Below are 24,626 nucleotides of genomic sequence, written 5' to 3' on the forward strand. Positions count from 1 at the left end.
GGGCTTGGGGTCGCGACCGAGGGCGGATCGCAGCCGGAGGGTGAAGAAGCCGCGCATTCCGTGCCGCGTACGCGCGCCCGCCTGCGCCAGAGCGTGCACCGCGACCAAGTCCGCAGCGTCCGCCTGACCCGCGACGAACTCGACATCGTCAAGCGTGCCGCCGAAGCCGTCGGTCTGAAGGCCGCCGGCTTCATCGCCGACGCCGCGGTCGCGGTCGCCCAGGCTCAAGCCGGCCCCAAGGTGTGGCTGTTGGACCAGCGCGGACGCGTCGAGGAGCTGATGTCCGCCAGTGCCCAGCTCGCCCGCGCCGGCAACAACCTCAACCAGGTGGCACGCATCCTCAACTCCGGCGGCCGGGCCGAGTACGCCGACGACGCGGTCACCCGCGTCCTGCGCGCTGCCGCCAAGGTCGAGGCCGCCGCCATAGAGATGGCGAGGCGCTGACACCGTGGTCCCGGACATCTCCACCGGCAGCCGCACGTACGGACTCCTCGCCTACCTCTACGGGCCCGGCCGCCGGGACGAACACACCGACCCGCACATCGTCGCCGCCTGGATGCCGGAACTCGCACCCGACCCCGGCCGCGACCCGACCGCCACCCTCAAGCAGCTCACCGACCGGCTCGACCTTCCCGTCCTCGCTCTTCCGAAGGACCGCCGCCCGGCCAGGCATGTCTGGCACTGTCCCGTCCGCACGGCCCCCGGCGACCGGCACCTCACCGACGCCGAATGGGCCGAGGTCGCCCGTCGCATCGTCCATGCCACCGGTATCGCCGAGGAAGGCGATGCCAAGGCGTGTCGCTGGGTCGCCGTACGCCACGCCGACGACCACATCCACATCGTCGCCACACTCAAGCGCGAAGACGGGCGAAGCCCCCGCCGCCACGAGGACGGCATTCGGGCCCAGTCCGAATGCCGCAAGATCGAAAAGGAGTGGGGTCTGCAGATCCTCAACGGCGGTGACCGCACCGCCGCTCAACGTCCCACCAGTGCCGAACGCGCCAAGGCGAAGCGCACCGGCCGTGCCGAGCCGCCGCGTGAAACGCTGCGTGAGCACGTACGCCAAGCGCTGGCCGGCGCCGCCAACGAGGACGAGTTCTTCTGCCGCCTCACCGAAGCCGGCCTTCGCCTCGAAAAGCGCCTCGCCCCTTCCGGTGACATCCTCGGTTACAAGGTCGCCCTGCCGGGTGACCGCAACCGTGACGGCGAGCCTATCTGGTTCCCCGGCTCCCGGCTCGCCCCCGACCTCTCTCTCCCCAAGATCCGGCAACGCCTCGCGGCTGGATCGCTCGGGGACGAGCCCGCGTCCGTCGCGAGCCGCGCCCCGCATACGTCTCGCCCGGCCAGCGCTCGCCGCGACGCCACCCACGTCGCCGAACAGGCCGTCACGGTACTTGCCGGGGACGATGAGGCCGCAGGCGCCGCCCAGCTCATCGGCGTCGGCGAACTCCTCGACGCCGTCGCCCAGACCGCCCCGACTTCCACCCGCAAGGAACTCGCCGAAGCCGCCCGTGCCTTCGAACGCGCGACCCGTTCCCACATCCGAGCCGAGCAGGCCGACCACCGCGCCCTCCGTTCCGCCGCGCGCGGCATCGTGCGGGCCGGCAATGCACTCGGCAAAGGCGAGGATGGCGGTGCCACCTCGATGCTGCTGTCCACGATGGTCCTCGTCACGATCGCCGCCGTTCGCTGGCACTCCGCCCGTGGCCACGCCCAGCAGGCCGCCGCCGCCCGACAAGCCGCACAGCATCTGCGTGCCGCCTACCGGTCCGCGTCTGCCACGCCCATGAAGGCGATGCGCGAGCAAGGCCGCCAACTCCCCGCCCTCGTACGCGATCGCTACGCCCACGCTGTGGATGCCGCACTGCCAGGGCAAGCCGACCACGTTCTGCGCGAGCCCGGCTGGAACGCGCTCGCCGCCACCCTCGCCCAAGCCGAACGAGCGGGACACGACCCCGACGCGCTGCTCCAGCAGGCGATCGGATGGCGTGAGTTGGAGACCGCCGACAGCGTCACCGACGTACTCGTCTGGCGCCTGCGGCGCATCGGAAAACTGCCCGCCACTGCGGACCTGCCCCGCACACGTGCCCACCTGCGGACACCCCCGCCGCAGCCTCGACCCCCGAAGCCGCAGGCAGCGGAGCCCGTGGTTCGCAACGACACGAACAGCGCCCGCAGGCAGGGCCCACGGCGCTGACCAGCGCCTCAAAGGGCTGGACACCCGCGGCCGGCGCTGTTAGGGCTGGTCAGCAAGAGGACGAGGAGATGAAGCCGATGCCCTACGAAGACCTCCGGACCCGGAGAGCCATGTTGCCGGAGGCGGTAGCCGACGACCCCTTGCTGAGGCCCCAGAAGGAGACGCGGCTCGGCGACGGCATCATCCGTCGCCGCGCCACCACCCACCCCGAGGAAATCCGCATCGGCGGCATCCTGGTGATGTGCCCGAAGTGCGGAGCCCGGCGCGACTGGATGGTCATCTGCGACCGCAGCGAGCTCAGTATCCGCTGCCGGTGTGCGCACCAGTGGGTCGAGCCCGAGCTGACGCGCGCGGACTACGAGGCGATGATCGACGTCGGAGGTCAGGACTATCCGAGCCTGGAGGCCGCTGCACAGGCCGTGGGGTACGACGGCACGCTCGCTGGCACCTATCTGTCGGAGCCGAGGCCGGAGTAGAGACCCGGGGCCGGGCAATCGACGCCCTCTGGCCGGACGCGGACGGTCGGACCGTAGGGCCGAATCCGATCGGGTCGAAGGCACATCCGCTGCGACGGTCCGCCTCCTAGGATGCGCCCGTGGATCGTGACTGGATGCGGCAACAGCTCGAAGCGTTCATAGACCTGGCCAAGCGGTACGAGGCCGAAAAGAGACCGGGTGACTTCATCGGTGACGAGAACCTCTACGCGCAGCTGCATCGGTCGGAGCCCACGGTCAAGCAGGTCCTGCGCCTGCTCGACCCTGCGATTGCCGAGAAGATCGACATCGACCAGATGGCCGGAGTTGCCATGGCGCGCAACGAGGTCCAGCGCGGACTTGGCATCCTGGCGGACAAGGACGAGTGGGCGACCAGGCTGGTACCCGACGCACCCACACTGGCCGCTGACCGTTTCCACCCGTGGGTCTGGGAGCCAGCGGCACCATTGTGGGCTGCGGAGGCCCGGCAAGACTCGGTTCTCGCGGCCGCCCGGACCGTGAACCGCCGCCTTCAGCAGAAGCTGAACCGTCACGACATAGGCGAGACCGACCTTTGTCTTCAGACTTTCGACCTGAAGGATCCCGTGGCTGGGAAGCCTCGCCTGCGCTTCCCGGGAGACCGGAACACACCGACCTGGCGTGCTCGTCAAGAGGGAGCCAAGTACCTCGCGGCTGGCGTCTTCCTGGCGATTCGCAACGTTGCCGCCCACGAGGACGAGGTGTCCTGGACCGAGCAGGAGGCGCTGGAGCATTTGGCAACCCTGAGTGTTCTCGCCCGTTGGGTCGAGGAGTGCGACGCGGAGTCTGCTCCCTGAGAAGGTGACGGTTACGGAGGCGACCATCGTGGTTGGCCACGGGCCCGTATGCCCGCGTCGTCGGCGCAGCTCGTCTGGGGTCGAGGTCCCCGTCGAGGCGTCTCTTCAGCTCGTCGAGGGTGGCGCACGCGATCGAGACCTCCAGGAGTTCAGATAGACAGGCTGGTAATTGAGTTCAGTCAATCAGATAGACAGCCTGATATCTCAGATAGATACTCAACCGTGTGACAGACGTGTTCAGCGCCGCAGTGCGTCGGAGGAACAGCGAAGGCATGACCTTCGGCCGTATGGAAGCACTTACTTGGGACGTAGGAGGGAAGGAAGGCAGCCGGTCATCGGCTTGGTGGAACAACATGGCCAGGTACGACATGGAGACCCCGCCTGCGCCCAAGTACTTTCCGGGCATCGCTGCAGTCCTCCAGGTGTCCCAGCGGCGGGTTTCCGAGATGGTGGCCGAGCAGTGGTACCACGTGAAGCCCGACGATCGACTCCCGCGTGGCCTGGAGCCCCTGGTCTCCGCAGCGGAGACGCTGGACCCGGAAGACGTGGAACGGCTGACGGACATGGCTCGGCACTTGCTGGAAATCCGGCGAGAACTGAGAGGTCTCCAGGGCGGCGAAGGACACTACGACCCGGACTAGGGCCTGGCCAGAAGGCTAGCGGGCAGGGGCTGTGTCATGAGATCCCTTGCCAATCAAGTTAGTCGCCGCAGGCCAGCGCGCAGCGGACGACTGACTTCGTTGTCCAAGGACACCTCGGGCCGAGGCACGGAGGGGCTCGACGCCGCGCCACCAAGGACACGGCCGCTTCGAAGCGTGCGACGAGCGGTTCAAGCGGGTGGCGGAGGCGAAATGCGAGCCGGACCGAGTCTTCCAGAAGGTGTCAGGAAAGCCCTGGGCCTGGAGCAGCCCGACGTACGGCAGCTGTGCCTCGGGGTTTGCGGAACCGCATGCGCCGAGGGGCTGTCCCTGTGGGGACAGCCCCTCGGCGTTCGGGACGGGTTGAGGAGTCAGACGTCGGCAAGGTGATTGGCGAGGTGCAGCGCGCCGATAGCCACCGATAGCGCGGCGTGCAGACCGATGGTCTCAAGCAGTGTGGGATGGACGATCGGGGTCCAGTCCCCGTGAAGGTTCGGCCATGTGGCGAGGGTGACGTCCGCCGAGGCCAGGCCCAGGCGGGCAGCGACGTCCATCCCGCCGGAAGGGGCGCGTTCCCAGTGCAGCAAAACGGAGCCCGGACGAAGGGGAGCGCGGTCTTGCACGGACACCCAGGTCGCATGAATCGGCTCGGTGGCGTACCGGGGCACGGAGCGGACGAAGGCACCACGTACGCCTGAGGGCATGGGACGTTGAGCCAGATCGCCGAGAATCAAGGGCGTTCGCCTCGGGCTCTTCGCGCATGCTGCGGGCTGGGCGCATGACTGGTGGTTCACGCGTCGGCCCAGTCGAGCTGAGTGCGGACCTCGGCCGGTAGCACACCCTCTTGGCCGTTCTCGGCGAGGTATACGGCGCCGTCTGGGCCACTGGTCTCGATGAGGCGACCGACGCGGTGGGCCTGGGGCCAGTCCGGGTTGATGGCGAAGTACACGGGGAGATCCGGATCGACGACCTGGAGCTGGTGTATCAACTGGCGAACGGTGATCGCATGCGGCAAGAGAGAATCCTGAGTTGGTGAGGGGAGCGGTTGGCGTAGGTCAGACGCAGGCACAGCAGCGGTTGGGGAAGGCGATGAGTGCAGCGATGAAACCGGCCACGGCCTGAGCCGGAACGCTGGGCCCGAGGGCCTGGCTCCACGCCACCTTTCCGTCGGCGTCCTTGACGTGGATGTGCCACAGCTCGCCGCGCGCGGCCTCCTTGGTCTCGGGGAGGAACCCGACGTACACACGCTGGTCGGGGCTGGAGCAGTGGACGTTGGCGTAGAGGTCGGGGATGACGTCCCAACCCTGGCCCTTGAGGAGATCGATGACCGGGCCCGCACAGTGGCAGTCGAGAAGCCACTCGCGGTTGCCGAGCGCAGCGTGCGGAGATTCGGCGGGGAGGTGGAACGGCGTGGTGGCGCTAAGTGTCACGAGTAGCAAACCCTTCGTTGACCTGCGGCTTTTCGAAGTGGTCGTACGTTGACATGGCCGACGGGCAGGTCTCCAGTCCTTCCCAGCGGTGGGTGTCTGCCGTGGGCGAACTGGCGGTGTGGTGGCTGATGAACCGAGGAAGGAATGGATCGGTCGCCCCGGGAGCTTTTCCCGGGGCGACCGATGCGAGGGGAAGGGCGGCGTGTTGGACAGGGAGATGTGTACGTACGACGAGACTGTGGACGACGCGGTGGCGGCGTCCCTGGGACGATCCCGCATGGCGGCTGGCGGTCGGATTGAGCTGAGCGTCGAGGAGCTCGCGCAAGCGGTGGGCGATACCGCCGGGGATCCGCCCGTGCAGGAGCGTCGTGGGGCCGACGGGCGCTACTGACGTTGTTGCCGTGATGTCGTCAATGTGAGTTCGGTTTCGGCGAGACATCCGTCGATGAGGTTGCTGCGGTACTGGATCTGGCGGAGACCATGCCGGAGCGTGTTGATGAGGTGGTCGGGGTCGGTGAAGGCGGTGTTGACCTGGCTGCTGCGCCGCAGCAGGGACCAGATGCCCTCGACGGGGTTGAGGTCTGGTGCATAGGCCGGGAGGAAGTAGCAGGTGATCCAGTCGTGGGCGTCGATGAACTCCCGCAGTCGGCGGTCCTTGTGGACGTTGAGGTTGTCCCACACGAGCACGATGGGTGCACCGAGCTGTTGGTGCGCGGCGATGAGCAGGTCGCGGTAGTCGGTCCAGGTGAAACTGCGTCTGCCGCCTCGTTTGTGATCGACATGCCGCTTGGGTCGATAGATCAGCCGTGAGCGTTCACCTTGCTTGTAGCAGGCCAGAGCGGCGACGGAGAAGCGCCTCTGGGAGCGTCCTCGCACCCGGATGACGGGTGTGCGTCCGCGCCGCGCCCAGGTCCGTGCGGTGGGCGGCGTCATCGAGAAGCCGGCCTCGTCTTCGAAGCACAGCCAGGCGTCGAGCGCCGCCACGGACCTTCCACCTGCGGCCAGGTTTCCTTCACCCAGCCCGCCACGGCCTCCTCGTCGCGCTCGATGGCTCGGCGGGCCGGGACCTGGTGGCTGAAGCCGTGCCGGTGCAGCATCTGCGCGATCGCCGACAGTGTCATGCTGAACGGAAAATCGAACCTTGGCCAGGCAGGCGGCAGGGTCCGTTCTGCGAAGCAGAACGGACGTCGGAGGCGGATCCGGAAGGTTCAGGCTGCGGGTGCGAGAGTGACTTGGTGCCCGAGGGCCTGGAGCTGGCGGACAAGATCTCGGGTCTTGCGGGCGGGATTGAGATGACGGTGGTGCCATTCAGCACCGAGTTCTTGGTAGGAAGCGTCAGGCTCGCTGAGCAGGTGCCAGGTAATGACAAGCAGCGAGCGAGCGACGGCGACCAGAGCCTTGCTGTGGCCCCGGCGTTTAACGATGCGTCGGTAACGGGCACCGAGGAAGGTATCGGTGCGGGCGGCGGCGCTGGCTGCTTCACCCAGTGCGCCCTTGAGCCAGGGATTGCCCCTGCCGGCCGGACCGGTGGTGTTCTTGGCTCCGGACTGGATGGTTCGCGGACATAGTTTTGCCCACGAGACCAGGTGCTCAGGGGTGGGAAAGCGGCTCATGTCCAGGCCGATCTCGGCGAGGATGATCTGGGCAGTAGCCTGCCCGACGCCGGGGACGGCATCCAAGCGTTCGGCCAGGTCCTGAGCGGTCACGTCTGTGTGGTCGGTCAGGTTGCTTCCGCGGTCGTCGTGCGGGGCCGTGGTCTGGCCCATGAGATCGACAATCAGCCGGTCGAGTTCCTGGATCTGCGCGGTGAGATGGTCGACGGTTCCCAACAGCACGTGGAGCAGGCGGGCGTGGTGGTCGTCGAACTGTCCGGTGAGCGCCTCGACGAGGGCTGCCTTCTTCTTCACCAGGTTCCCTTTGGCGAGATCCGCCAGCGTTCTGGGAGTACGCTCCCCGGCGACCAGGGCACCCAGCATCGCCCGTGCTGACATCCCGAAGAGGTCCGAGACGACGTCGGACAACTTGATCTGCGCGTCCTGGAGGACTTTGTCCACCCGGTGTTTGTGCCGAGTGCGTTCTTGGACGAAGACGGTTCGGGTGCGGGTGAGGTCCCGCAGCTGCCGCACCGGCTTGGGCGGAACGAACGAGGCCCGGACCATGCCTCGTTCGGCGAGCTTGGCCAGCCAGACCGCGTCTAGCTTGTCGGTCTTGGGCCGACCAGGGACGTTCTTCACGTCGCGCGCGTTGACCAGCCAGCATTCCAGGCCACGGGATTCCAGAAGATAGAAGAAGGGCCGCCAGTAACTGCCTGTCGCTTCCATCACCACCCGCTGGATGCCTTGGCAGATCAGCCGGTCGCCGAGCTCGAGAATCGCGTTCGTGGTGGACGCCACTGTCCAGACCTGCTGAACACGCCGACCCTCGATGGTGTCGTGCGGGACACGCAGACACACCATCCCGGACGCCTTGGCGATGTCGATCGCCGCGACCCGCGCAACACTTCCGTCGTCGTGGTCCTCACTCAACTCCTTCATGGGCATACTCCCCTCGTGCGCCGTGCAGGTAGGGACTGCCCGGAGAGCCTGAGGGAGACGGAGAAGCTGAACGGCGTGTTCGAGACGACAGTGTGCGGCCCCTCAGGCGGCTCTCTCACCAGACTCTTGTGCGGGCTCACGGCCCAAACATGAAGCGGCGTCGGCGGACAGCCCCGTTCCAATTTTCACGCCCGCGAGGCGTCAACCGCAGGTGAACGGCAGACTCTTGTGGAACCGGCGCCCGATCAGCGTCTTGATCCGCGCCAGTGTCCACGTCTGGTCCGGCCAGCCGTGCGCGACCGGCCCCTTGGCGAGCTCCTGCTCGAGCACGGTGAACAGGGCCTCACTCAGCTTGGGCCGTGACACGGGCCCGGCAGACCGCAGCCCCTCGGTGCCGGCGTCGTGCCAGGCTCGGCGCCATCGCTGCACCGAGCGCACACTCACCCGTAAGTCCTTGGCGACCTCGGCGTTGGAGGCACCCGCAGCGAATCGCTCCGCAGCCTCCAGCCGGATCCACTCGCGAAACGCCTGCCGTTCAGGCGTCAGCCCACCACCCTGCGGATATCTCACACAACCGGCATACCGCGACGATCACACATCGTCAGCCCTCAACGACATCACGCCGCAAAGGTCAGTAACGGCGGCACCGTCTCATGAGCGCGCCGCCGCAGCTCGCCGGTGGTGGGCAGAGCGGGTCGGCAGGACAGCACTAGGGCTGACCGGGATTGCGGGCGCTGCCGCGGGCCGGCCGACGAGGTGATTGGCGTGGGAGCGTGTGCGCGCGGCTGCGGCACGCCGAACGTCCAGCGGGGTCGGCAACGGGGGAGACACAGGGTGGATTCGGGCGGTACTGCGGTTTCGCTCCGGAACTTCGAGCGCGTAGCGGAGCACAGGGCTGGGGTCGGCCAAGCGCCCGGTGGTCGCCGCAATCAGATCGATCGGGACCGTGGAGGTGAACGTGGCGTACCAGCGCGAACTGAAACTGTCATGGCCACCCCAGAGCAACCAGCGGTCCTGGTCGCCGCGGAGCTCGACGTGTCGATTCAGGATCCCGCTCCTGTAGGTGAGGCCGGCGAGCCCGTCGGGTGCCGTGAAGAGGGTGGTGAGCTGCCAGCTTCCTCGCTTCCATCCGGCGCCTTCCAGAGACCGAAAGGCGTCCTCTGCCGGGCGACGAGGACTGCCCAACACGGATTCCGGATCCTCGGAGTAGCCGGTGGCAAGGGCAAAGGTGAAGGCGGTCACCAACTCCGTTGGAGTGTTGGAATCGAAGGTGGCCAGCCAGTCTGGCGGTCCGAACGGGTCGCTACGGGCGGCGACCTTCCACAGGGTGTCGTCCGGGCCTTCGGGTAGGAATCCGAGCCGGACATGCTGGTCGGGGGAGGAGACGTAGACGTTCGCCAGTTCGTCGCTCGGCGCCGTGAACCCGTGGTCGAGGAGTGGTTGCATCGCCGGGTCGCCGATCGTGGTGGCGCCGGCGAGGTACAGGGGAGTCACGTAGACGTCGCCGTCGAGTGTGCGTGAGGGCATGCGGGATCTCCGGGTGTGAGCGGTGGGCCGTCAGCGCTGGCGGCGTGAACGACCGTGCGCGGCAGGTGACGCGGGCCGGGTTGCGCCCTTCGCTCCGGGCGCCAGCGTGTGGACTGGTGCAACGAGGACCTCGGTACTTGGGGCGAGATCGCCGAGGTCGAGAGGCGGCATGCGGAAGTGCCTCCGGGCGGTGAATGAGGGGCTAGGGGTCATGACCGGCGACGCACTCGCGGAGGAGCCGTGGAAGCGGAGGGGGCCGGCGAAGCGGCGTGTGCCGAATGGGTCCTCCCGTGCGGGGAGCGGAACCGTGCCGCCTCTGCACGACGGCCGTGCAGAGGCGACGCTCCGGCGGATGCCTCCCGTTCACGTTCCAGTCGGCGAGCCGCGGTGCGGTAGGCGGCGTGGTCTTGGCGCTCGCCGACTGCCAGGAGGTAGATCTCCCGGCGGTGCTGCGAGGACGCTGGGGCGTCGCGGTACTGGATGACCATGCGCCAGCGGGTCTCCGGATCGACGTAGATCTTGTGGCAGCCCGCGAGCTCGCGGGTCAGCGCCGCGCCGCGTTCGTTGCCGTGGACCAGGTGCTGCAGTTCCAGCAGCGCCAGGTCGCGGATGCTCTCCGGGACCGAGCGCAGGTCGGCCAGGGCCTCAGGGTGCGCCGCGAAGGCGTACCGCGCCCGGCTCACGGCGCACCCCGGCCAGAGCGCGGAGCAAAAGGAGTCACGGCAGGAGCCGTGACAGGTGCCGGCGGGACCGCGAGGCCGGCCGTTCCGGCGAGCGGTGAGCGGGCGCGGGCAGCCTGCGCCCTGTGCCCCTCGGTGCTCCGCGGACCCGGTGCCAGCGGGAGAGGGGAGTTGCGGTTCATGGCCCAGGCGTCCGCCGACTCGGCACTGGTGAAGGCCTCTTCGCGCAGTGTGTACGAGCGGAAGTCCTCGGCCGTCTCTTCGAGGAAGAGAAGGTAGGGAGCGCGCGTGGCATCCGGGTGGCTGTCGTGCACGAGCGTGCGCACCTCGGTGCCGAAGCCGAAGGAGCCCGGATTGTCGGTGTAGTGGTCGATGACCTCATACCGGCCGTCGGGGTTGGTTCGGAGCAGGTCCTCCAGCCGCGAGGTGAGTTCGTCGGCGGGGTACGGACCGGGGTTGAGGGTCGGCATGGTGGCCGTCGGCGGGCAGCCCTGGCGGATAAGCCAGTTCTGGGCGAGCGGCACGACGGGGGCCCGCTCGTACTCGAACGTGAACGTTCGCTGATCCACGTCACGGGTGAGGTGGAACGCGACGTACACCGCCGTGCCGGGCACGTCCCAGATGGCCGCCCTGTCGTAGAACAGCAGGTAGCTGTCACGTCCGTCGTCGCTGTGGTGCTCTGCGAGCGGCTCGAACATGTCGTCCGAGAGCGTGACCGAGGAGAAGTCGCGCTCGACCGCCTCGGTGGCCGGCTCGAAGCCGTCGATGCGGTAGTCCGGCACCTGCGGTTCGTACATGTTGGCCATATCAGGCTCCCGCGGACTCGGGCGAGGCCAGGAGCCGGTGGTTGGGACGGTTCGGGCTTGTGGTGCACGCGCCGAACGGGCCGTCTGGTGTGCGCAGTTGGAGCAGCGTCGGGTCGAGGTGGTCGCGGTGCCACGTCGAGGGTCCGGTGAGCCCAGTCTCGACGTCGGTCAGCTGCTGCCAGGCCAGCCACAGGGCATGCAGGCGGGCCACGGCCTCGGGATGCTCCTGCCACCGCTGGCACCAGGGGCGGCCGGTGGTGATCTCCCGGCCGTAGACCGGCAGCAGCAGGTCGTGCACCCAACTCGTCAGTGCCGCAAGCTCCTCGGCGTACGCAGCGCCGTCGAGCGCCAGGATGAAGATGGACGCCGGGCCCTCCTGTGGGCCACCTGGCCCGGCCGCCGCCAACGCGGCGACCGGGCCCTCGCTGTCACCGGCCTCCCCGCTGCCATCGTCATCCGAGGGCGGTGCGTCGTCGGTGAGCCGGGCGAGCGTCTCGCCCTGCTTACGGCTCTCCGTGACCAGCTTCGCGACCGTGGAGACCAGGTCGTCCAGGTCGTGGTCCGGCACACGTATCGGCTCGCTTTCCTGATCGGGTTCAGCCATTGCTACCCCTCCGCAAGATCGGGTGGTTGGGGTGGCGAGGATCCGGAGAAATCCGGGTTTGGCCCGGCCGGGAATCCGGTGTAGAAAGCGCCGTTCACCGCGAGTCGTGATGGCGGCAGACAGGGATGGGAGCGAGGATCTCCAGCGCGTGAGCGGCCTGCTGCGGAACAACTCCGTTGCCTAGTACGGCTAGTTGGGCCGGGCGTCCCAGTTCCGGGGTGGCTGTCACCCAGCCGGGAGCAAGTCCCTGCATCCACTCCACGAACAGCGGGCTGAGGCGTCCCGCCCCGTCGGTGGGTTGGGGCGCTGGGCGTGTGATGCGCTCCCATCGGGCGATGGCCGCCGCGTACGGACCCCATGTCTGGGGCCGCCCTCGAACAGCGTCTGCGCCGGAGGCGTCCCAGAGCCAGCGGCCGTGTGCCGCCTGGTTGTGCGCGTGGACTCCGTGTCCGGGGCATGCCTCAAGCGGGCCGCTGCCGAGGTCAGGGTCAAGTCCCCGTTGCCGTGCCGCTGGTTCTGCGAACCTTTGGCCCCGTCGGATGCCTTCGGCGTCGGCAGGAGCCACTCCACCTCGTCCGCCAGATTCGGACCGTGGCCGCCCGCCTTCCGCTTGACCGGATGCTGACTCCCACCGTTCGTCGCCAGGTTGCTGGTCGGCGTCTTCAGCAGTGGCGGTCCGCCAGGAGGGCCAGGCAGCGAGGAAGATCCGCTCGCGACGGTGCGGGGCTCCGACATCAGAGGCGCGAAGCACACACCAGCGTGCATCGAACCCGAGGTCGGCCAGGGAGCCGAGTACGGCACCGAGTGCGCGCACAGCAGGCTGGCCTGCAGTGTCTCCCAGACACCACGGGCAGGGTTCCACGTCGCCAGGGGAACCGGCGGGGGAGGTGAGGAGTCCTCGGACATTCTCGATGACCACCAGGCATGGGTTGAGGGCTTCGATGGCACGGACGATGTGAAGCCACAGGCCGGACCGGGTGCCATGAGCCAGTCCGGCGCGACGGCCGGCGACCGAGACGTCTTTGACAGGGGAATCCGGCCGTCAGGACGCACACCTCCAGTGCGTCGGCCCAGTTCACGGCCGTGATGTCGCCGAGGTTCGGCACGGTCGGCCAATGCCGGGCAAGGATCCGGGCCGGGCCAGGATCGATCTCGGCGTGCCAGGCGATCGTTCCGCCGAGGACGGCCTGGACGCCGAGATCCAGGCCGCCGTACCCGGAACACAGGCTCCCGATCGACGGCCAGGGCGGTGCCGTTGGATGGTCAGCGCGCATGGTGAGACGCCGACATGTAGGCGAGACGGATCGGCTCCGCCACGGGGAGCTTGGCCGGGACGCGGTAGATCGAGTTCGCGGGGCGTGCCGAGCGGCTCAGCGGGGCGAGGACGCGAGGCGGGGTGCCGTCAATCCGGTCGGCAGCGCACCGCAGTACGACGACCGTTTCCTGCAGCGAGTCGACGGTGAGGTCCAGCCGGTCCTGCACGACGTCGAATGCGGCTTGGAGGGCATCACGAAGGTCTGCCGAGGTTAGGGCTTCCGCGTACTTGCGCAGGAACCCGAGCTGCTCGAAGGCTTCCGTGTAGGTGTTCATGGCGCACCCCGCCGGGGCGGACGCGCTGGTGTAGGCGGCGATGACCGGGCCGAAGTCGAGGCCCGGATCGGTGTCGATGGCGCGGAAGAGTACCTCGTCGGACAGGTCTTTCACGAGTCCCGTGAGCGCGCCGAGATGATGGGAAGCGGTGACAAGGTCGGGCAGGGAGCGCTGCCGGTACGTCCGGACGATCTCGGAGCGGAGTTGCTCAAACTCCCTGGCTACCGCGTACAGTTTGGCCTTTCCCAGGCTCGCGCGGCCGGTGTGGTCGGTCATTACTGACTCCGATGGTTGTGGCGGTCGGGAAGCGCGGCGCAGGAGGCCGCGGTCGTCGCCGCAGGGCCCGCGGTGTCCGCGAGGGGGCTACGGGCGCGGGCAGCGTCGATGCGGGCGGCTAGTGGCGGAGCACTGGGCCGGCTGACCGGTCGTCGCGGCTCAGGCTCGGCTTCGTGTGCTAGGCGCAGGCGGCGGCGCACGTCGTCCAGGGGGCCGAGCGCGTGCAGGGCGTAGCCGATGAGCTGCCCCGGCGCGAGCGCGTCGTGGTCGGCCAGTTCTCCCACCTGCTGTGCCGCCAAGGTGGCCGTGCGGACGAGGGAGGCTTGGACGACCTGTTCGCCGACGTGTTCGGCGGCCAGGCCCACGAGCGGATCGCAGAGGCGCCGCACACGCTCGGCATCGAGCGTCCCGTCGACGAGAGCACCGCGACGCTGGACTTCCCACAGCACGGTCAATTGGTCGATCGGCTCACCGCGATGGTGTAGGGCCCCGAGCGCCTGGTAGATCTGCTGATGACCCCGGTCGGCGAAGTCGCCGGGGCGAAGCCACTGCACCAGCCCGAGCAACTGCTCGGGGCGGGAGGTGAGACAGCCGAGGAGGAACTCCTCGTCGGCGAGGACCCGCTCGCCCACCGGCTGAGGGTGCTCGGTCTGGGGAGCGTACGCGTCCGGCGGTTGCACGGGACGTGCCTCGGTGCCCCAGCCGCGAGCGAGGTCCGCGAGTACGTCGGACAGGACCTGGGCGTGGTGCAGTGTCTCCGTCACGGTGCCGGCCCGGCTGGCGGCGAGCGCTGCTTGGTGGAGGCGGGCGGCGTGCTTGGCCACACCGCGGTGGATGGCGCCCTCCAGAACCATCCGTCCGTACACAGCGGCGTGGTCGGGGCGCGGGCAGGCCGACACCAGGGAGTGCAGGTATGAGGCGGTGAGCCCACGCGTCCGCGTGCTCGCCTCATGCAGCGTGTCGGTAACCCAGGCCAGAGGGACAGGGATGCCGGCTTTCGTGCCCGCTGCCGGGTGACCGTCGGCCTTGAGCTCGAGCATCGCGTTGTAGACCGCCGCGTGCGCGGGACGGGAGAAGTGTTCCGGTCGCAGCCAGGGCGAGAGCCGGTCAAGTTGGCCGGGCTCCAGGAAGATCGCGCCCAGTACGGCCTGCTCGGCGTGGACGAGGGGGGTCACGACCGCGCCTGGCGCGCGGCATGGCCCTGGGCCGGTATCCCGGCGACCGCGCGGTCGGCCGCGGCCAGGTCGGCGGCGAAACGGTCCAGCTCACTCGTGAAGACGGGGTCCGAGGCGATCACAGACCCGGATGGGGATACGAGCCACCAGTCGGTGCCACGCCGTACGACGGGTGTGCCGGCGAGGTGCTCGGACCGGCGGGCCAAAGCCCAGGACGGGGCGGGGTGGGACATGGGAGTACCTCAAGAAGACGACGAGGGCGACGGCCCGGGGGATACGAGGCGGATGGGGCGTGTTCCATCGCGTCTCGCCAGCCGGGGGCCTGACAGCAGCGGGGTCATGCGGCCGGGCCGAAGGCGTGGCGACGCAGGTTCTTGGCCAGCGCTCGCTCGGTGATCGCCGCGGTCTCTTTGGCGGAGGCGGCGCCGAGCCGTTCGGCGTCCGGCTCCCGGTACCAGGGCTTGAGGTCGAGGAGTGCGGGGCGGATGCCGGTGGCCAGCAGGAGGGCGGAGCCCTTGGGAAGAGCGCGGATCGCGTCGGTCGGCAACACCCGCTCCTGACGCATGGAGACCGACGTGGACTTGCCCGACTCGCTGGTGGACACCGAAACCGTGCGGACGTCGTGGTCGCCCACCAGGCGGCTGAGCTTGTCCGCGAAGTCGGCGTCGTCGATGCCCGAGCCGACGAGCTTGATCGTCGCGGCGGACCACAGGGCGTCCATTCCGGCCTCGCCCCAGACCCGGACGCCCTGCCGGTAGGACTGCAGGATCGTGACTGGAATGACGCCCCGGGAGCCGAGGTGCGAGTACAGGTCCGGCAAGTCGGCGATCTTGCACACGTTGGCGGCCTCGTCGAGGATCGCGAGCAGCGGAGCGTCGAGCCGCCCACCGTCGCGCTCGGCCTGGATCACGGCCGCGCGCATCACCGCGTCGGCCGCGGCGGCGATGACCGCCGAGGCGGACCCGCCGCCGTCCTTCGACAGCAGGAACAACGTGTCCTTGCTGGTGGCGAAGGCCTCCGGTTTGAACTCACGGATCTTGGCGAGTCCGCTGGGCGGCGTGACCCAGGCGGCGATGGCCGGGTCGAGCAGGCAGTTGGCGTACTGCCGTGCGGTCTCGAAGATGCCGTCCCGGGTCTCGACGGCGCCCGCCATGGTGCCCTGCAGCTGGGCGGCGACCGCGTCGAGTCCGGCATCCTGGAGCAGGTCGATGGGGGTGCGATCGGCCGGGGAAGCGAGCCAGGCCAGGACATCGGTAATCGGCCGCCGGTCACGGGCGGCGGCGAGGAACAGCGCGGTGAGAGTGTTCGCGGCGGCGGTGGACCAGAAGTCGCCGACGCTCGAGTCGTCCACGGAGGCGGTCACAAAGTGCCCGGCCAACCGACGTGCCCCGGCGAGATCACGGGCATCGGCAAGGATGTCCCACCACATCGTCTGGGGTGCGTGGGCGATCTGCTGCGGATCGAGCGTCCACACCGTGCCCAATTCGGCGCGGTCCGCGAGGGTGGCGGTGTAGGCGTCACGCGCTGCCTTGTTGGAGGTCAGCAGCACCGGTCCAGGCGCGCGCAGGATCGCCGGGATCGCCAGACCAGAAGTCTTCCCGGACCGGGGCGCCATGATCGCCAGAATCACGTCCTCCCACGAGGAGCGGACCTCGCGCGTGCCGGGCGCGAGCGTGCCCAGCAGAACGCCGCGGTCGTCGGGTACTACGTCCTTGGGCCTGGAGCCTTTGAGGCTCGGACGAAGATCGATCGCCTTGGCCGCAATCTTCTTCGGCATCAGGTCGGCCAGATCGCGCTGATCCGCTAGCCCCTTGGCGTTGCCACGCAGTCGCAGCCACACCTTCGCAGCCAGCAGCGCGGCGGTTACGAGGATGAGTGCGGGCAGGACGTAGCAGGCGCCAACGAGGACGGGCTGCGGGAGGTGGGGCCAGACCTCATGGGGATGCAGTAGTGCGTCGGTCGGTTCGTACGGGGCCCAGGAGCCGGACCTAGTGAGGGCGTTGGCGCCGTTGCCGAACAACCAGGCCAACGTCCCAGCACCCATGCCAAGGGCGGCGACGGACAGCATCAGGTACAGCAGGAAGTCGGTGCCGGTGGTGGTCGAGGGCGTGCTGGTGCGTGCAGGAGACAATGCGCGGTCCCGGTACGTGGTGCGGGTTGGGCGGTGTGCTGGGGGTCGGCGAGTTCTTCTGGCGATCACGGGTGGGCTCGTGGCGGCTGCGGTCGGTGGAGGAGGGAGTCGAGGCGGCGGCTGGGACCGAGTTGCCCGGGTGCGCAGGCGGCGTGGTGGTCAGGGCCTCCGGTTCGGCCTCGACATGGGCGGCGGAGAGGCAGATGACGCCGCAGGCCCGGGGGTGGGCTTTTCTGTGTGCCGGGATGTCGGCGCGGTTGTGTAGTAGTTGGCGACTCGCGTCCGCCAGCTCGGCTTCGCCGGACGATCGAGTGCCCGCAGCTGGTCGGCGGCGTCGTGGAGCTCTTCGCCGAGGGAGGCGAGCGTCGCGGCGGCTTCCGCGAGGTCGTACGAGAGGTCCCAGCCGGCGTCGGTCTCGGATGTCTTGGCCTGCTCAGCGGCGGCCTCGAAGAACTCGCTGAGCCGGACGACCACACCGTCGTTGGGGTCGAGGACGTGCTCGGTGAGCTCGGCAGCGCTTTCGTACGTCTCGGCGCCGTTGAGTTCGTCGGTCAACCGCAGGATCTGTTGGCCAGGGACGCGTTTGCCCTGGGGGTCGGAGGGCGTGGTGATGGCACCGACACGCAGATCGGGGCCGAGGCCGACGCGGTAGCCAACGGCGGTGAGCATGCGGGCAGCCTGGCTGGCCATCTGGTTCTCGCGGGCTTCGCCCATGTCCCAGGGCAGGCGGTACCAGAAGGACCGAGGCGTCGTCTCGATGACGAAGCCAGCTCGTTTCAGGAGTATGGCGGCGAGTTCGTCTCCGCCTTCGGCTGTGACGTTGCCGGTCGGATGGCGTGTGATGACGACATCAGGCGCAATGGGCATGGTGGGTCTTCCGTTCAGAAGTGCGGGTTCTCGGACGGCTGGTCGCTCGTGGAGGCGGCTTCCAGCAGTTCAGGCAGGTCCGCGGGGTCGGCGTCGCGCTGGTCGATCCACCAGCCGGCGCGGGTCAGGGGTCGTACGGCGCCCTCGATGGCCTCCCACTCTGCCTCGCTCATCGTTCCTTCGACGACGAGCGAGGTGTACGCGGCGGAGACGAGCTGGTGGCGACAACGGGTGGCCCAGGCGACCGCGCGGTCGGTGCCGTCCAGCGGGGGCATGCGGTACTGCTCGGACCACTCCTCGGCCTAGGCCTGCTCGGTCGCCCTCTGCTTCGCGAGCCACTCGCCCTTGGCCTCGGTGTCCTCCTCGCGGGAGGCCCGCCAGCAGTCGGAGCAGTCCCGACTGGCGAGCCAGCGCGCGTATCCGGCACGCCTGTCGGCGGGACGGTCGGAGAGATCGGCCTCAGCGGTGTGACCGCAGGCGTGGTTGATGGTCCAGAACTTCTTCACGGCCATGGGCCGGACTCCTTGAATCTCGAGGAAAGGGGGATCAGCCCGTACGGCTTGGGTTGGCCGGACCGGCCTGGGGCCGAGGCGCCACCTCGTCCTGACGCATCGGGCCGTTGTCCGAGCGGTTAGGGGGCGACGCCACGGCGGCGAGCGCTCGCGCGGTGTGAGTGCCCCGGAGCCACTCCTGCCGGTCCGGCAACGGCGCCTCGGCCAGGGGAGGGGCATTCTCGGGAGTCGAGTCGGCCATGACGGCTAGTTCGAGCTGGGCGCCGACGAGCTGGTCACCGAGGAGGCGACGTGATGGGCGATGTCGCGCAGATGAAGGCCCAGTTCGTAACCGTTGGGTGTCCCGAGGCGCTCGCACCAGGCGGCGGCCGTGTCGATCAACTCCTCTAAGTCGAGCACGACGCCGTGCTGCTCGTCGAGGATCTCGCCCAGGGTCTCGGAGACGTCCGCCGCGCGACGCCGCCCGTGCAGTTCGCCGGTCAACGCGGTCACGGACTGGCCGGACTGTGGCGCCCGTGCCGAGACTCCGTCCGAAGTCGGGACCGGTGACGGAATCATGATCCTCGGATCGGCCGCGACGGAGAGACCGGCCTCCTGGAATTGGCGGGTCGCGCGGGCCACGGTCCGTACCGCCGTGTTGTGGGGCGTGTCGTCCGCCAGCAGGTAGACGTCGAGGTGCTCGCTGTAGCGGAAGTGGTGTTTGCGCAGGACCTCGTCCAGAAATGGGCGGCCGTCCGCGACGGCGGCGGCCACCCCGAAGTCGGGGTGCATCCTGAAGGCGACGTCCGGTTCGAGTCGCAGGGTCATCGCGGGGGCTCCTTGGCGTGCGGTTCAGCGGGTGTGGACCGGCTGCGGGGCGACGGGGGCAGGGCGGCACTCGACGGCGACTGCGGGAGATCGTGCGGGCAGTGCACCCGCCCTGGCTGGAGAGACTGTGGTAGCGGCCTGCGCCCGGCGCTGTTGCGTCGAAGTCGCCGGATCGGGGCGCCCGTTGCCACGGATGTAGGAGAAGGCGTCGAAGGCGAGGTCCGTGCTTGCCAGCCGGGTCTCGACATAGCGGAAGTCACCCTCGCCGTGGAGCAGGACGCCCTCACGGGTGTGCGTGTCCGTGCCCACCGCGCGCAGGGTGCCCTCGGGATCACGGACCTGGTCGTGAACGACGATCCGGCCTGCTCGGACGTCGGCGTCGAGCGTGCGTGCCGAGGCGAACGCGGCTTCCTCAACGGTGGACAGCGACGGGGCGGAAGGGTTCTCCAGTCGGCCGAGGAGACCTCGTCCCACGCCGAGCCGGGCATGAGGCTGGAGGTCGTACGCGGCATCGGAGGTGACGCTGTACTGCGCGGCCCGCAGGGACTGGACCGCTTGCGCCCCACGCCGGCTGGGGGCACGGTGCGGGTCGGTCAGGCCGTACAGGGCGCTGCCGGGCAGCCGCTCGAAGCCGACGAGCCGCAGGATGTGCTCGGCGACGTGATTGTCGTGCGACGTCGCCGCCACGACGCCGTAACGGTCGTGGTGGCCGACGGTGATGTGCGGGCGTGTGTCCGCCACGAAGATGCACCTCGCAGAGTCGGGGCCGTGCGGAGGATGAGGATGCAGCCGGAAGGCGGATTTGGTGTGGCCGGAGAATTGGGTTAGGTCTGTCCGGTGGATCGTGCGATCGGCCCGCATGGACCCAGGGTGGTGGTAACGGTAAACAGCCTTCGATAGGGTCTGCGTTGATCTGCCGAGAGCCACATGGAGTACCGGCGACGTGTCCGACTGGGGGCGGTGTTCCGGCCTCGATCGAGAGCAGATCACGGATGAGTCTCTAATCGTCGCGGAGTCTCAGCAGGCCATCGGAAGCGGTGGTCGAGCTGAGGCTGCCTGCCGACTGGTCAACTACCCTCATACGAAGGGATCGACTGGTGAGGCCGACGTTTCCCGTTCAGGTGCTCCTTGTGATCGTGTCATTCATGTCGTCACTGCTCATTGCCGTACTGGCGGGTGTTCTGTCTCGCTCGACAGGAACGCAGATTGCTGGTGCCGTGTTGTACGGCGGTGGTGCGTTCATCGCCTGGAAGACTCTGTGCGTCACCGTGCTGACCGCACTCGGCCTGCTGGGGCATCCCCGAGAGGGCGGGCATACAGAGAACCTGGGAATCCAGTCAGCGTGAGGGCTCTCGTGCCGCCTTGTCGCTAAATCGTCGGCGCGGACGGGTGCTGCCTCACTACCGTGGCTACGTGGCCACGACGAGCATGTCCTCCGCGAGCCAACCACTTGCGCCCGTCTATCCGTACAACGAACCGGGTCAGGTCGTCCTTCTACACGATGGGCCGATCGGTGGGCTAGGGGCAACCGACGTTGCCGGGCGTGTCGAGTTGACCTGCTCTAACGGTTTCAGCTTCGAGTGGAAGGTTGGGGATGGGGCGTCGCCAGGCTTTGCCAACCGCGACGAGGTTTCCCTGACGCTCCGTCGTCCAATGGGCGGCATGTCCATGCCTGGAGTGCCGCGCAACATCGACGGAGGATGGTCGAACGGGGCCTCATTCGGGGACCCCAATGCTCCATTGACCCGAGTCGTCGTTCATTGGTTCAACCTGCCCAACTGGCACGGCCCGCTGAAACTGGTGGCGAAGACTGCCAGCGGAGAGCAGGAGTGGTCAGGCCGTTGGGTGCACCAAGCGGGCGGTTGGAAGATCACGCTCGACGTGCGCCCCGACTACCAGCGGGTTTGGTGCGATCTCCACACGAGTGATGTGTACGTGATGACGCACGTCATGGAAGTGCGTCGAGCCGACGGCTCGCCCTTCACAGCTGACGAGGTAGATCCCGTGCTGGCCGCGATGCACGTCGGGATCTCGTTTGCCCTCGGCCGATGGGCCGCTCCCATGCTGCCGGTCGGCGAGGACAGCGACGGTCGCGTGGTGTGGGAGCAGTGGGGAGTTTCTCACTGCGACCCAGCGCGCAGGATCAGTGATGGTTGGTGGTACGACCAAGACCACGAATCGCTTGGCGACTTCTTGAGTCTCGTGATCGATGCCTTTGGTGCCCCTGACAAACGCGTGCCGCTGCGTTTTCAGATGATGTATGCCATCTCCGCCACACGGAGCCGTGACTTCGTCGAGCCCCGCATCATCATGGGTACGGCTGGTCTGGAACACATCATGTGGGAGCGTCTCGTCCTCAGCGGAGCTCTGACAAAGCAACAGTACAAGCACCGCCCGGCACATGACCTGCTGCGAACGGTACTGCGGGGTGCCCGAATTCCTGTCGATATCGACCCCGACCTTCTGCCTGCAGCCGCACAGTATGCCGCTGACGCAAAGGCCGATGAGAACAGGGACGTCGACGGGGCCGACGTCGTGACGTGGGTTAGGAACCGACTGGTGCATCCACAGGAGTCGCAGGAGCCGGTGTACCGACTGGACGGCCTGACGAGGGACGCGTGGCTCCTCGCCCGGCACTACCTCGTGTTGCTGATCATGAACTCGGTGGGGTACGACGGCAGTTACAGAGACCTCAGACGAATCCGTGGTTCGGTAGGTGACGTGGGTAGCGTGCCCTGGGCCTGATGAGACCGTTAGCGAAAGGACCACCGTGGCGAACAACGATTCCCAGGTTGACCTGGAGATGCTCGGCTCTGCGTTGCTTGGTTACCACCGCGCTATCGCACGGTTCGGTCAGGACTCGGCGCGCGTTGCCGAGGGCGAAGACATCCTCGGAGCGCTGGCCTCGGCCACCGAGTGCCTCTTCTGGGCATGCTCACTCGAAGAACAGCTTCGCAAGAACGACCCCACGTACGAAGAGGGCACTGATCAGTACGGCCGAAGTCTTGTACAAGGGGCTCGATGGGCTCGGAACCAGGCGACTCACCAACTTGCCTTCGTCGTTTCCCGCTCTGGTGACCCGGTGTATCCCCAGCCAGTACCAATACGCGAGGCTGAAGTGGTTTGGCGGCGTGCGGACGAGATGCCGACGGCCGAGCAAGAACGTCGGGGTCAACGTGCGGCGTACGACCAGTACCTGTCTGGCAGGTCGGCACGAACGACGTTCGACAGCATCGCTGGCTTCTTCGCCAGTGAGCAGAACAGACCGGGCTCCCTCCTGAACAAGATGACCCAGGGCTGATCACTTCTGCTGGGACCGATCATTTCGGTGGGCAGATCTGGTGGGACTGATCGCCTGCATCCGAAACGGACAGCCGAGCTGGTGCCGTCAGGTTCGTGTCGACAGGCATCGCCGAGGCCGGGGAGGCAGCGGCAGATCGTGTGCTTCAGGTGCATGGGTGTGCCTTCCGGTATGGAGAGGCGTGGCGCGACGGGGCGGAGAGGGGGAGCCGAGGCGATGCGTCGGCTCCCCAGGAGGGCCTTGATCGCGAGCGGACGGCTCAGGCGTGCATTCGGGCGTCGGTATCGAACAGCTCGCACTCGTGCGGGTGCAGCAGATGTTGAGTGATGAACGATCGGCCTGCGACCTTCCACAGACCGCGTCCCTTGGTGAGGGCGGAGACAGCCTGCGTCTCGACACCGGTGAGGCCCAGCAGGGCGGCCGCGGAAGCGAGTTGGTCGGCTTCCTGACGGTAGATGATGCGGGTGGAGCAGTCGGTGAGCAGGCCCTCGGCCAGTGCGCGGCCCCGGGAGCCGGCGTCGCCGGCGGTGAGCAGGTCGCTGAGGCGGTGGATCACCATCATGTTGGCGATGCCGAGCCCTCGGCTGAGCTTCCACTGGCTCTGCATGCGCTCCAGCAGTGCCACGTGCCGCATCACGCGCCACGCCTCGTCGTAGATCACCCACCGCCGTCCGCCGGTGGGGTCGGCCAGCGCGGACTCCATCCAAGCCGAGGCGCAGGTCATCGCAAGGACGAGCGCGGTGTCCTCGCCGGCGCCGCCGAGCCGGGACAGGTCGATGGAGAGCATCGGTGCGGCCGGGTCGAAGGCCACGGTGCTTGGCGCGTCGAACATTCCCCCCAGGTCGCCGTGGACGAGGCGCCGCAGTGCGTGCGCCAGGTCCTCGGCCGCCCGTCCGAGACGTCCGGACAGGTCCCCGAGTGCGGCGTCGAGGCGTGCGGGTGAGCCGAGTACATACGCGACGTCACCGAGCAGCGGAGTGGTCCCGGCGGCTTCGGCGTGGGTGACTGCCTGGTCGAGTGCCACATCCAGCGCGGTGTGCTCCATCGGGTGCAGGTCGCGCCTCAGAACGGTCTTCGCGAGGGAGCCGAGGAGAAGCAGGCGTCGCTTGCGGACCTCGCCTGCCCAGTCGTCCTTGCTGACGCCGAACGGCCGGGTGGGGGCGTCCAGCGGATTCAACCGGCCGGGAAGGCCGGGGCCGAGGGCGATGGTCTGCCCGCCCAGCGCCTGAGCGACCATGGTCCATTCGCCCTTGGGGTCGCAGGGCACGTAGATGCGGTAGCCGAAGGCCACGGCGCGTACGGCGAGGGACTTGGCCAGGGCGGACTTGCCCATGCCGATGATCCCGGCGAGCAGGATGTTCGGGTTGGTGAAGCCGTCGAGCCGTCCGTACAGCGCGAACGGGTCGTAGGTGAAGGCGGCTTCCGCGTGCACGTCGCGGCCCACGTAGATGCCCTGGGCGCCCAGGCCGCCCTCGGCGAGGAAGGGGTAGGCGCCGGAGGCGGTGGCGGTGGTCATCCGGTGGGCAGGGAGCTTGAGACGGCCGCTGCGGGCGGAGGCGGGCCCTGGGCGACCAGCGGCTGGATAGGTGGCGCGCAGTTCGTGATCGATGCCGGTCTCGGCGCGGCGGGATTCGGGCGGGGCGGCGTTGCGGGCCTTGTCGCGGGCGGCGGCGAACTGGTCGCGGGAGGCGCGGGCCGTACGGCGGTCGGTCTTGCGGGGGACGAACAGCGGACTGGCGCTGGCGCGGGTGGTTCGGCTGGGCATGGCGGTGGTCTCCGGTGGTCAGTGGCGGGTGAGGCCGGTGAAGGGGTCGCGCAGGTCGGCCGGGGTGTGGTCGCGGCGGACCCGGGCGGCGGTGGAGAGGTGGCGCTGGCAAACCGTGAGGTCGGGGGCGCCTTCGGGAAGGCGGGTCCGGCACGCCTCCCGAGCAGGAAGGCGGCCGGTGACCGGGTGTGGGGCCGCGTGGTACGCGGCGTGGAGGTGCTCGGCTGCCTGCCACAGCCGGATACGGCAGGCCTTCAGGTGATCGCCCTCGGCGACGGCCACGGGAGAGGTCCGCGCGGTGTGGGCGTCCAGCAGTCCGTACAGGGCGACCAGGTGGGCGTGCAGGGAGTCCAGTTCGGTGCGGCTGGCGGCGACCGGGGTGACGGGGATGTTGATGGCCCGGTGGAAGTCGAGCGCGGCGGTGGCGAACGGGACGAAGTCCGGAGCCAGTTCGGGCAGGGGCTCGGTCGGCATGGG

At 68.5% G+C, this 24,626-nt stretch carries 27 protein-coding genes and 4 pseudogenes; 9 read left to right on the plus strand and 22 right to left on the minus strand.

The features are described 5' to 3' along the window. Positions 1 to 60: 60 nt before the first annotated feature. The 5 genes from ACWGJ5_RS06010 (at position 61) to ACWGJ5_RS06030 (ending at position 4,147) form a co-directional block, all read left to right on the plus strand. Complete coding sequence (locus tag ACWGJ5_RS06010) at positions 61 to 444, plus strand: plasmid mobilization protein (RefSeq protein ID WP_453308563.1); 384 nt, start codon at positions 61 to 63, stop codon at positions 442 to 444. Positions 445 to 448: 4 nt separating this feature from the next. Continuing rightward, the gene (locus ACWGJ5_RS06015) at positions 449 to 2,197 is read left to right on the plus strand and encodes a relaxase/mobilization nuclease domain-containing protein (RefSeq protein ID WP_453308564.1); all 1,749 of its coding nucleotides are present in this window, start codon (positions 449 to 451) and stop codon (positions 2,195 to 2,197) included. Positions 2,198 to 2,274: 77 nt separating this feature from the next. Then, the gene (locus ACWGJ5_RS06020) at positions 2,275 to 2,673 is read left to right on the plus strand and encodes a hypothetical protein (RefSeq protein ID WP_453308565.1); all 399 of its coding nucleotides are present in this window, start codon (positions 2,275 to 2,277) and stop codon (positions 2,671 to 2,673) included. 119 nt (positions 2,674 to 2,792) lie between these two features. Next, entirely contained in the window at positions 2,793 to 3,506 is a 714-nt protein-coding gene (locus ACWGJ5_RS06025; RefSeq protein ID WP_453308566.1) for a TIGR02391 family protein, read from the plus strand. A 224-nt stretch (positions 3,507 to 3,730) separates the two neighbouring features. After that, the gene (locus tag ACWGJ5_RS06030) at positions 3,731 to 4,147 is read left to right on the plus strand and encodes a hypothetical protein (RefSeq protein WP_453308567.1); all 417 of its coding nucleotides are present in this window, start codon (positions 3,731 to 3,733) and stop codon (positions 4,145 to 4,147) included. Between the two features lie 368 nt (positions 4,148 to 4,515). Here the strand turns inward: ACWGJ5_RS06030 and ACWGJ5_RS06035 are convergent, their stop codons facing one another. Genes ACWGJ5_RS06035 through ACWGJ5_RS06045 form a run of 3 tightly spaced genes read right to left on the minus strand, consistent with a single transcriptional unit; the run spans position 4,516 to position 5,574 of the window. Next, positions 4,516 to 4,878: an esterase gene (locus tag ACWGJ5_RS06035; RefSeq protein WP_453308568.1), complete on the minus strand. Its 363-nt coding sequence runs from the start codon at positions 4,876 to 4,878 to the stop codon at positions 4,516 to 4,518. Positions 4,879 to 4,934: 56 nt separating this feature from the next. Next, positions 4,935 to 5,159, minus strand: coding sequence for a hypothetical protein (locus ACWGJ5_RS06040; RefSeq protein ID WP_453308569.1), 225 nt, complete (start codon positions 5,157 to 5,159; stop codon positions 4,935 to 4,937). A 40-nt stretch (positions 5,160 to 5,199) separates the two neighbouring features. Further along, positions 5,200 to 5,574, minus strand: a complete 375-nt coding sequence (locus tag ACWGJ5_RS06045; protein ID WP_453308570.1) for a DUF317 domain-containing protein — start codon at positions 5,572 to 5,574, stop codon at positions 5,200 to 5,202. A gap of 238 nt (positions 5,575 to 5,812) precedes the next feature. Between ACWGJ5_RS06045 and ACWGJ5_RS06050 the strand changes: the two genes are divergently transcribed. Continuing rightward, a complete protein-coding gene (locus tag ACWGJ5_RS06050; RefSeq protein WP_453308571.1) occupies positions 5,813 to 5,965 on the plus strand; it encodes a hypothetical protein in 153 nt (50 codons plus the stop codon). Here the strand turns inward: ACWGJ5_RS06050 and ACWGJ5_RS06055 are convergent. The 17 genes and pseudogenes from ACWGJ5_RS06055 to ACWGJ5_RS06135 form a co-directional block, all read right to left on the minus strand. Continuing rightward, positions 5,959 to 6,707, minus strand: a pseudogene (locus ACWGJ5_RS06055) (IS630 family transposase); the annotation flags it as partial. The gene ACWGJ5_RS06050 and the pseudogene ACWGJ5_RS06055 overlap by 7 nt on opposite strands. Before the next feature lie 75 nt (positions 6,708 to 6,782). Continuing rightward, positions 6,783 to 8,108, minus strand: a complete 1,326-nt coding sequence (locus ACWGJ5_RS06060; RefSeq protein WP_453308572.1) for an IS110 family transposase — start codon at positions 8,106 to 8,108, stop codon at positions 6,783 to 6,785. A 219-nt stretch (positions 8,109 to 8,327) separates the two neighbouring features. Next, positions 8,328 to 8,678, minus strand: a pseudogene (locus ACWGJ5_RS06065) (helix-turn-helix domain-containing protein); the annotation flags it as partial. A gap of 81 nt (positions 8,679 to 8,759) precedes the next feature. Next, positions 8,760 to 9,635, minus strand: a complete 876-nt coding sequence (locus ACWGJ5_RS06070; RefSeq protein ID WP_453308573.1) for a DUF317 domain-containing protein — start codon at positions 9,633 to 9,635, stop codon at positions 8,760 to 8,762. A 209-nt stretch (positions 9,636 to 9,844) separates the two neighbouring features. Next, positions 9,845 to 10,318: a hypothetical protein gene (locus ACWGJ5_RS06075; protein ID WP_453308574.1), complete on the minus strand. Its 474-nt coding sequence runs from the start codon at positions 10,316 to 10,318 to the stop codon at positions 9,845 to 9,847. Next, a complete protein-coding gene (locus tag ACWGJ5_RS06080; RefSeq protein WP_453308575.1) occupies positions 10,315 to 11,121 on the minus strand; it encodes a hypothetical protein in 807 nt (268 codons plus the stop codon). The genes ACWGJ5_RS06075 and ACWGJ5_RS06080 overlap by 4 nt, the downstream gene beginning before the upstream one ends. Position 11,122: 1 nt before the next feature. Further along, on the minus strand, positions 11,123 to 11,725 hold the full coding sequence (locus tag ACWGJ5_RS06085) for a DUF4913 domain-containing protein (protein WP_453308576.1): 603 nt from the start codon (positions 11,723 to 11,725) through the stop codon (positions 11,123 to 11,125). A gap of 94 nt (positions 11,726 to 11,819) precedes the next feature. Beyond that, positions 11,820 to 12,716, minus strand: a complete 897-nt coding sequence (locus ACWGJ5_RS06090; RefSeq protein ID WP_453308727.1) for a DNA cytosine methyltransferase — start codon at positions 12,714 to 12,716, stop codon at positions 11,820 to 11,822. Between the two features lie 91 nt (positions 12,717 to 12,807). Continuing rightward, positions 12,808 to 12,999, minus strand: a pseudogene (locus ACWGJ5_RS06095) (DNA cytosine methyltransferase); the annotation flags it as partial. Then, complete coding sequence (locus ACWGJ5_RS06100) at positions 12,989 to 13,591, minus strand: hypothetical protein (RefSeq protein WP_453308577.1); 603 nt, start codon at positions 13,589 to 13,591, stop codon at positions 12,989 to 12,991. The pseudogene ACWGJ5_RS06095 and the gene ACWGJ5_RS06100, both read right to left, overlap by 11 nt. Next, positions 13,591 to 14,766: a DnaB-like helicase N-terminal domain-containing protein gene (locus ACWGJ5_RS06105; protein WP_453308578.1), complete on the minus strand. Its 1,176-nt coding sequence runs from the start codon at positions 14,764 to 14,766 to the stop codon at positions 13,591 to 13,593. Before ACWGJ5_RS06105 ends, ACWGJ5_RS06100 begins: the two co-directional genes overlap by 1 nt. Beyond that, the gene (locus ACWGJ5_RS06110) at positions 14,763 to 14,999 is read right to left on the minus strand and encodes a hypothetical protein (RefSeq protein WP_453308579.1); all 237 of its coding nucleotides are present in this window, start codon (positions 14,997 to 14,999) and stop codon (positions 14,763 to 14,765) included. The genes ACWGJ5_RS06105 and ACWGJ5_RS06110 overlap by 4 nt, the downstream gene beginning before the upstream one ends. A gap of 104 nt (positions 15,000 to 15,103) precedes the next feature. Further along, on the minus strand, positions 15,104 to 16,897 hold the full coding sequence (locus ACWGJ5_RS06115) for a type IV secretory system conjugative DNA transfer family protein (RefSeq protein WP_453308580.1): 1,794 nt from the start codon (positions 16,895 to 16,897) through the stop codon (positions 15,104 to 15,106). 159 nt (positions 16,898 to 17,056) lie between these two features. Continuing rightward, positions 17,057 to 17,764: a hypothetical protein gene (locus ACWGJ5_RS06120; protein ID WP_453308581.1), complete on the minus strand. Its 708-nt coding sequence runs from the start codon at positions 17,762 to 17,764 to the stop codon at positions 17,057 to 17,059. A 14-nt stretch (positions 17,765 to 17,778) separates the two neighbouring features. Next, a pseudogene (locus ACWGJ5_RS06125) lies at positions 17,779 to 18,276 on the minus strand (hypothetical protein). 246 nt (positions 18,277 to 18,522) lie between these two features. Continuing rightward, complete coding sequence (locus tag ACWGJ5_RS06130; RefSeq protein ID WP_453308582.1) at positions 18,523 to 19,083, minus strand: hypothetical protein; 561 nt, start codon at positions 19,081 to 19,083, stop codon at positions 18,523 to 18,525. A gap of 24 nt (positions 19,084 to 19,107) precedes the next feature. Beyond that, complete coding sequence (locus ACWGJ5_RS06135) at positions 19,108 to 19,824, minus strand: hypothetical protein (protein ID WP_453308583.1); 717 nt, start codon at positions 19,822 to 19,824, stop codon at positions 19,108 to 19,110. Positions 19,825 to 20,228: 404 nt separating this feature from the next. On the opposite strand from ACWGJ5_RS06135, the gene ACWGJ5_RS06140 reads away from it, so the two are divergent. From ACWGJ5_RS06140 to ACWGJ5_RS06150, 3 genes are all read left to right on the plus strand, one after another. After that, positions 20,229 to 20,429, plus strand: a complete 201-nt coding sequence (locus ACWGJ5_RS06140; RefSeq protein ID WP_453308584.1) for a hypothetical protein — start codon at positions 20,229 to 20,231, stop codon at positions 20,427 to 20,429. A 67-nt stretch (positions 20,430 to 20,496) separates the two neighbouring features. Continuing rightward, positions 20,497 to 21,828: a hypothetical protein gene (locus ACWGJ5_RS06145; RefSeq protein ID WP_453308585.1), complete on the plus strand. Its 1,332-nt coding sequence runs from the start codon at positions 20,497 to 20,499 to the stop codon at positions 21,826 to 21,828. 25 nt (positions 21,829 to 21,853) lie between these two features. Continuing rightward, complete coding sequence (locus ACWGJ5_RS06150; RefSeq protein ID WP_362129493.1) at positions 21,854 to 22,384, plus strand: hypothetical protein; 531 nt, start codon at positions 21,854 to 21,856, stop codon at positions 22,382 to 22,384. Positions 22,385 to 22,643: 259 nt separating this feature from the next. Here ACWGJ5_RS06150 and ACWGJ5_RS06155 read toward each other — a convergent pair whose 3' ends face one another. Continuing rightward, the gene (locus tag ACWGJ5_RS06155) at positions 22,644 to 24,149 is read right to left on the minus strand and encodes an ATP-binding protein (protein WP_453308586.1); all 1,506 of its coding nucleotides are present in this window, start codon (positions 24,147 to 24,149) and stop codon (positions 22,644 to 22,646) included. 18 nt (positions 24,150 to 24,167) lie between these two features. Continuing rightward, positions 24,168 to 24,623 (minus strand): DUF6238 family protein, encoded by a 456-nt coding sequence (locus ACWGJ5_RS06160; RefSeq protein ID WP_453308587.1) that lies wholly within the window; start codon positions 24,621 to 24,623, stop codon positions 24,168 to 24,170. Positions 24,624 to 24,626 lie beyond the last annotated feature (3 nt).

Source organism: Streptomyces sp. NPDC054783 (assembly GCF_053611725.1).

What these genes read in the sequence shown, in the direction of transcription:
- ACWGJ5_RS06060 (WP_453308572.1), bottom strand. Translation starts at nt 8,108, where the DNA reads ATGAAGGAGTTGAGTGAGGACCACGACGACGGAAGTGTTGCGCGGGTC.
- ACWGJ5_RS06100 (WP_453308577.1), bottom strand. Translation starts at nt 13,591, where the DNA reads ATGACCGACCACACCGGCCGCGCGAGCCTGGGAAAGGCCAAACTGTAC.
- ACWGJ5_RS06085 (WP_453308576.1), bottom strand. Translation starts at nt 11,725, where the DNA reads ATGGCTGAACCCGATCAGGAAAGCGAGCCGATACGTGTGCCGGACCAC.
- ACWGJ5_RS06160 (WP_453308587.1), bottom strand. Translation starts at nt 24,623, where the DNA reads ATGCCGACCGAGCCCCTGCCCGAACTGGCTCCGGACTTCGTCCCGTTC.
- ACWGJ5_RS06155 (WP_453308586.1), bottom strand. Translation starts at nt 24,149, where the DNA reads ATGCCCAGCCGAACCACCCGCGCCAGCGCCAGTCCGCTGTTCGTCCCC.
- ACWGJ5_RS06080 (WP_453308575.1), bottom strand. Translation starts at nt 11,121, where the DNA reads ATGGCCAACATGTACGAACCGCAGGTGCCGGACTACCGCATCGACGGC.
- ACWGJ5_RS06110 (WP_453308579.1), bottom strand. Translation starts at nt 14,999, where the DNA reads ATGTCCCACCCCGCCCCGTCCTGGGCTTTGGCCCGCCGGTCCGAGCAC.
- ACWGJ5_RS06070 (WP_453308573.1), bottom strand. Translation starts at nt 9,635, where the DNA reads ATGCCCTCACGCACACTCGACGGCGACGTCTACGTGACTCCCCTGTAC.
- ACWGJ5_RS06140 (WP_453308584.1), top strand. Translation starts at nt 20,229, where the DNA reads ATGTCGTCACTGCTCATTGCCGTACTGGCGGGTGTTCTGTCTCGCTCG.
- ACWGJ5_RS06130 (WP_453308582.1), bottom strand. Translation starts at nt 19,083, where the DNA reads ATGACCCTGCGACTCGAACCGGACGTCGCCTTCAGGATGCACCCCGAC.
- ACWGJ5_RS06120 (WP_453308581.1), bottom strand. Translation starts at nt 17,764, where the DNA reads ATGCCCATTGCGCCTGATGTCGTCATCACACGCCATCCGACCGGCAAC.
- ACWGJ5_RS06020 (WP_453308565.1), top strand. Translation starts at nt 2,275, where the DNA reads ATGCCCTACGAAGACCTCCGGACCCGGAGAGCCATGTTGCCGGAGGCG.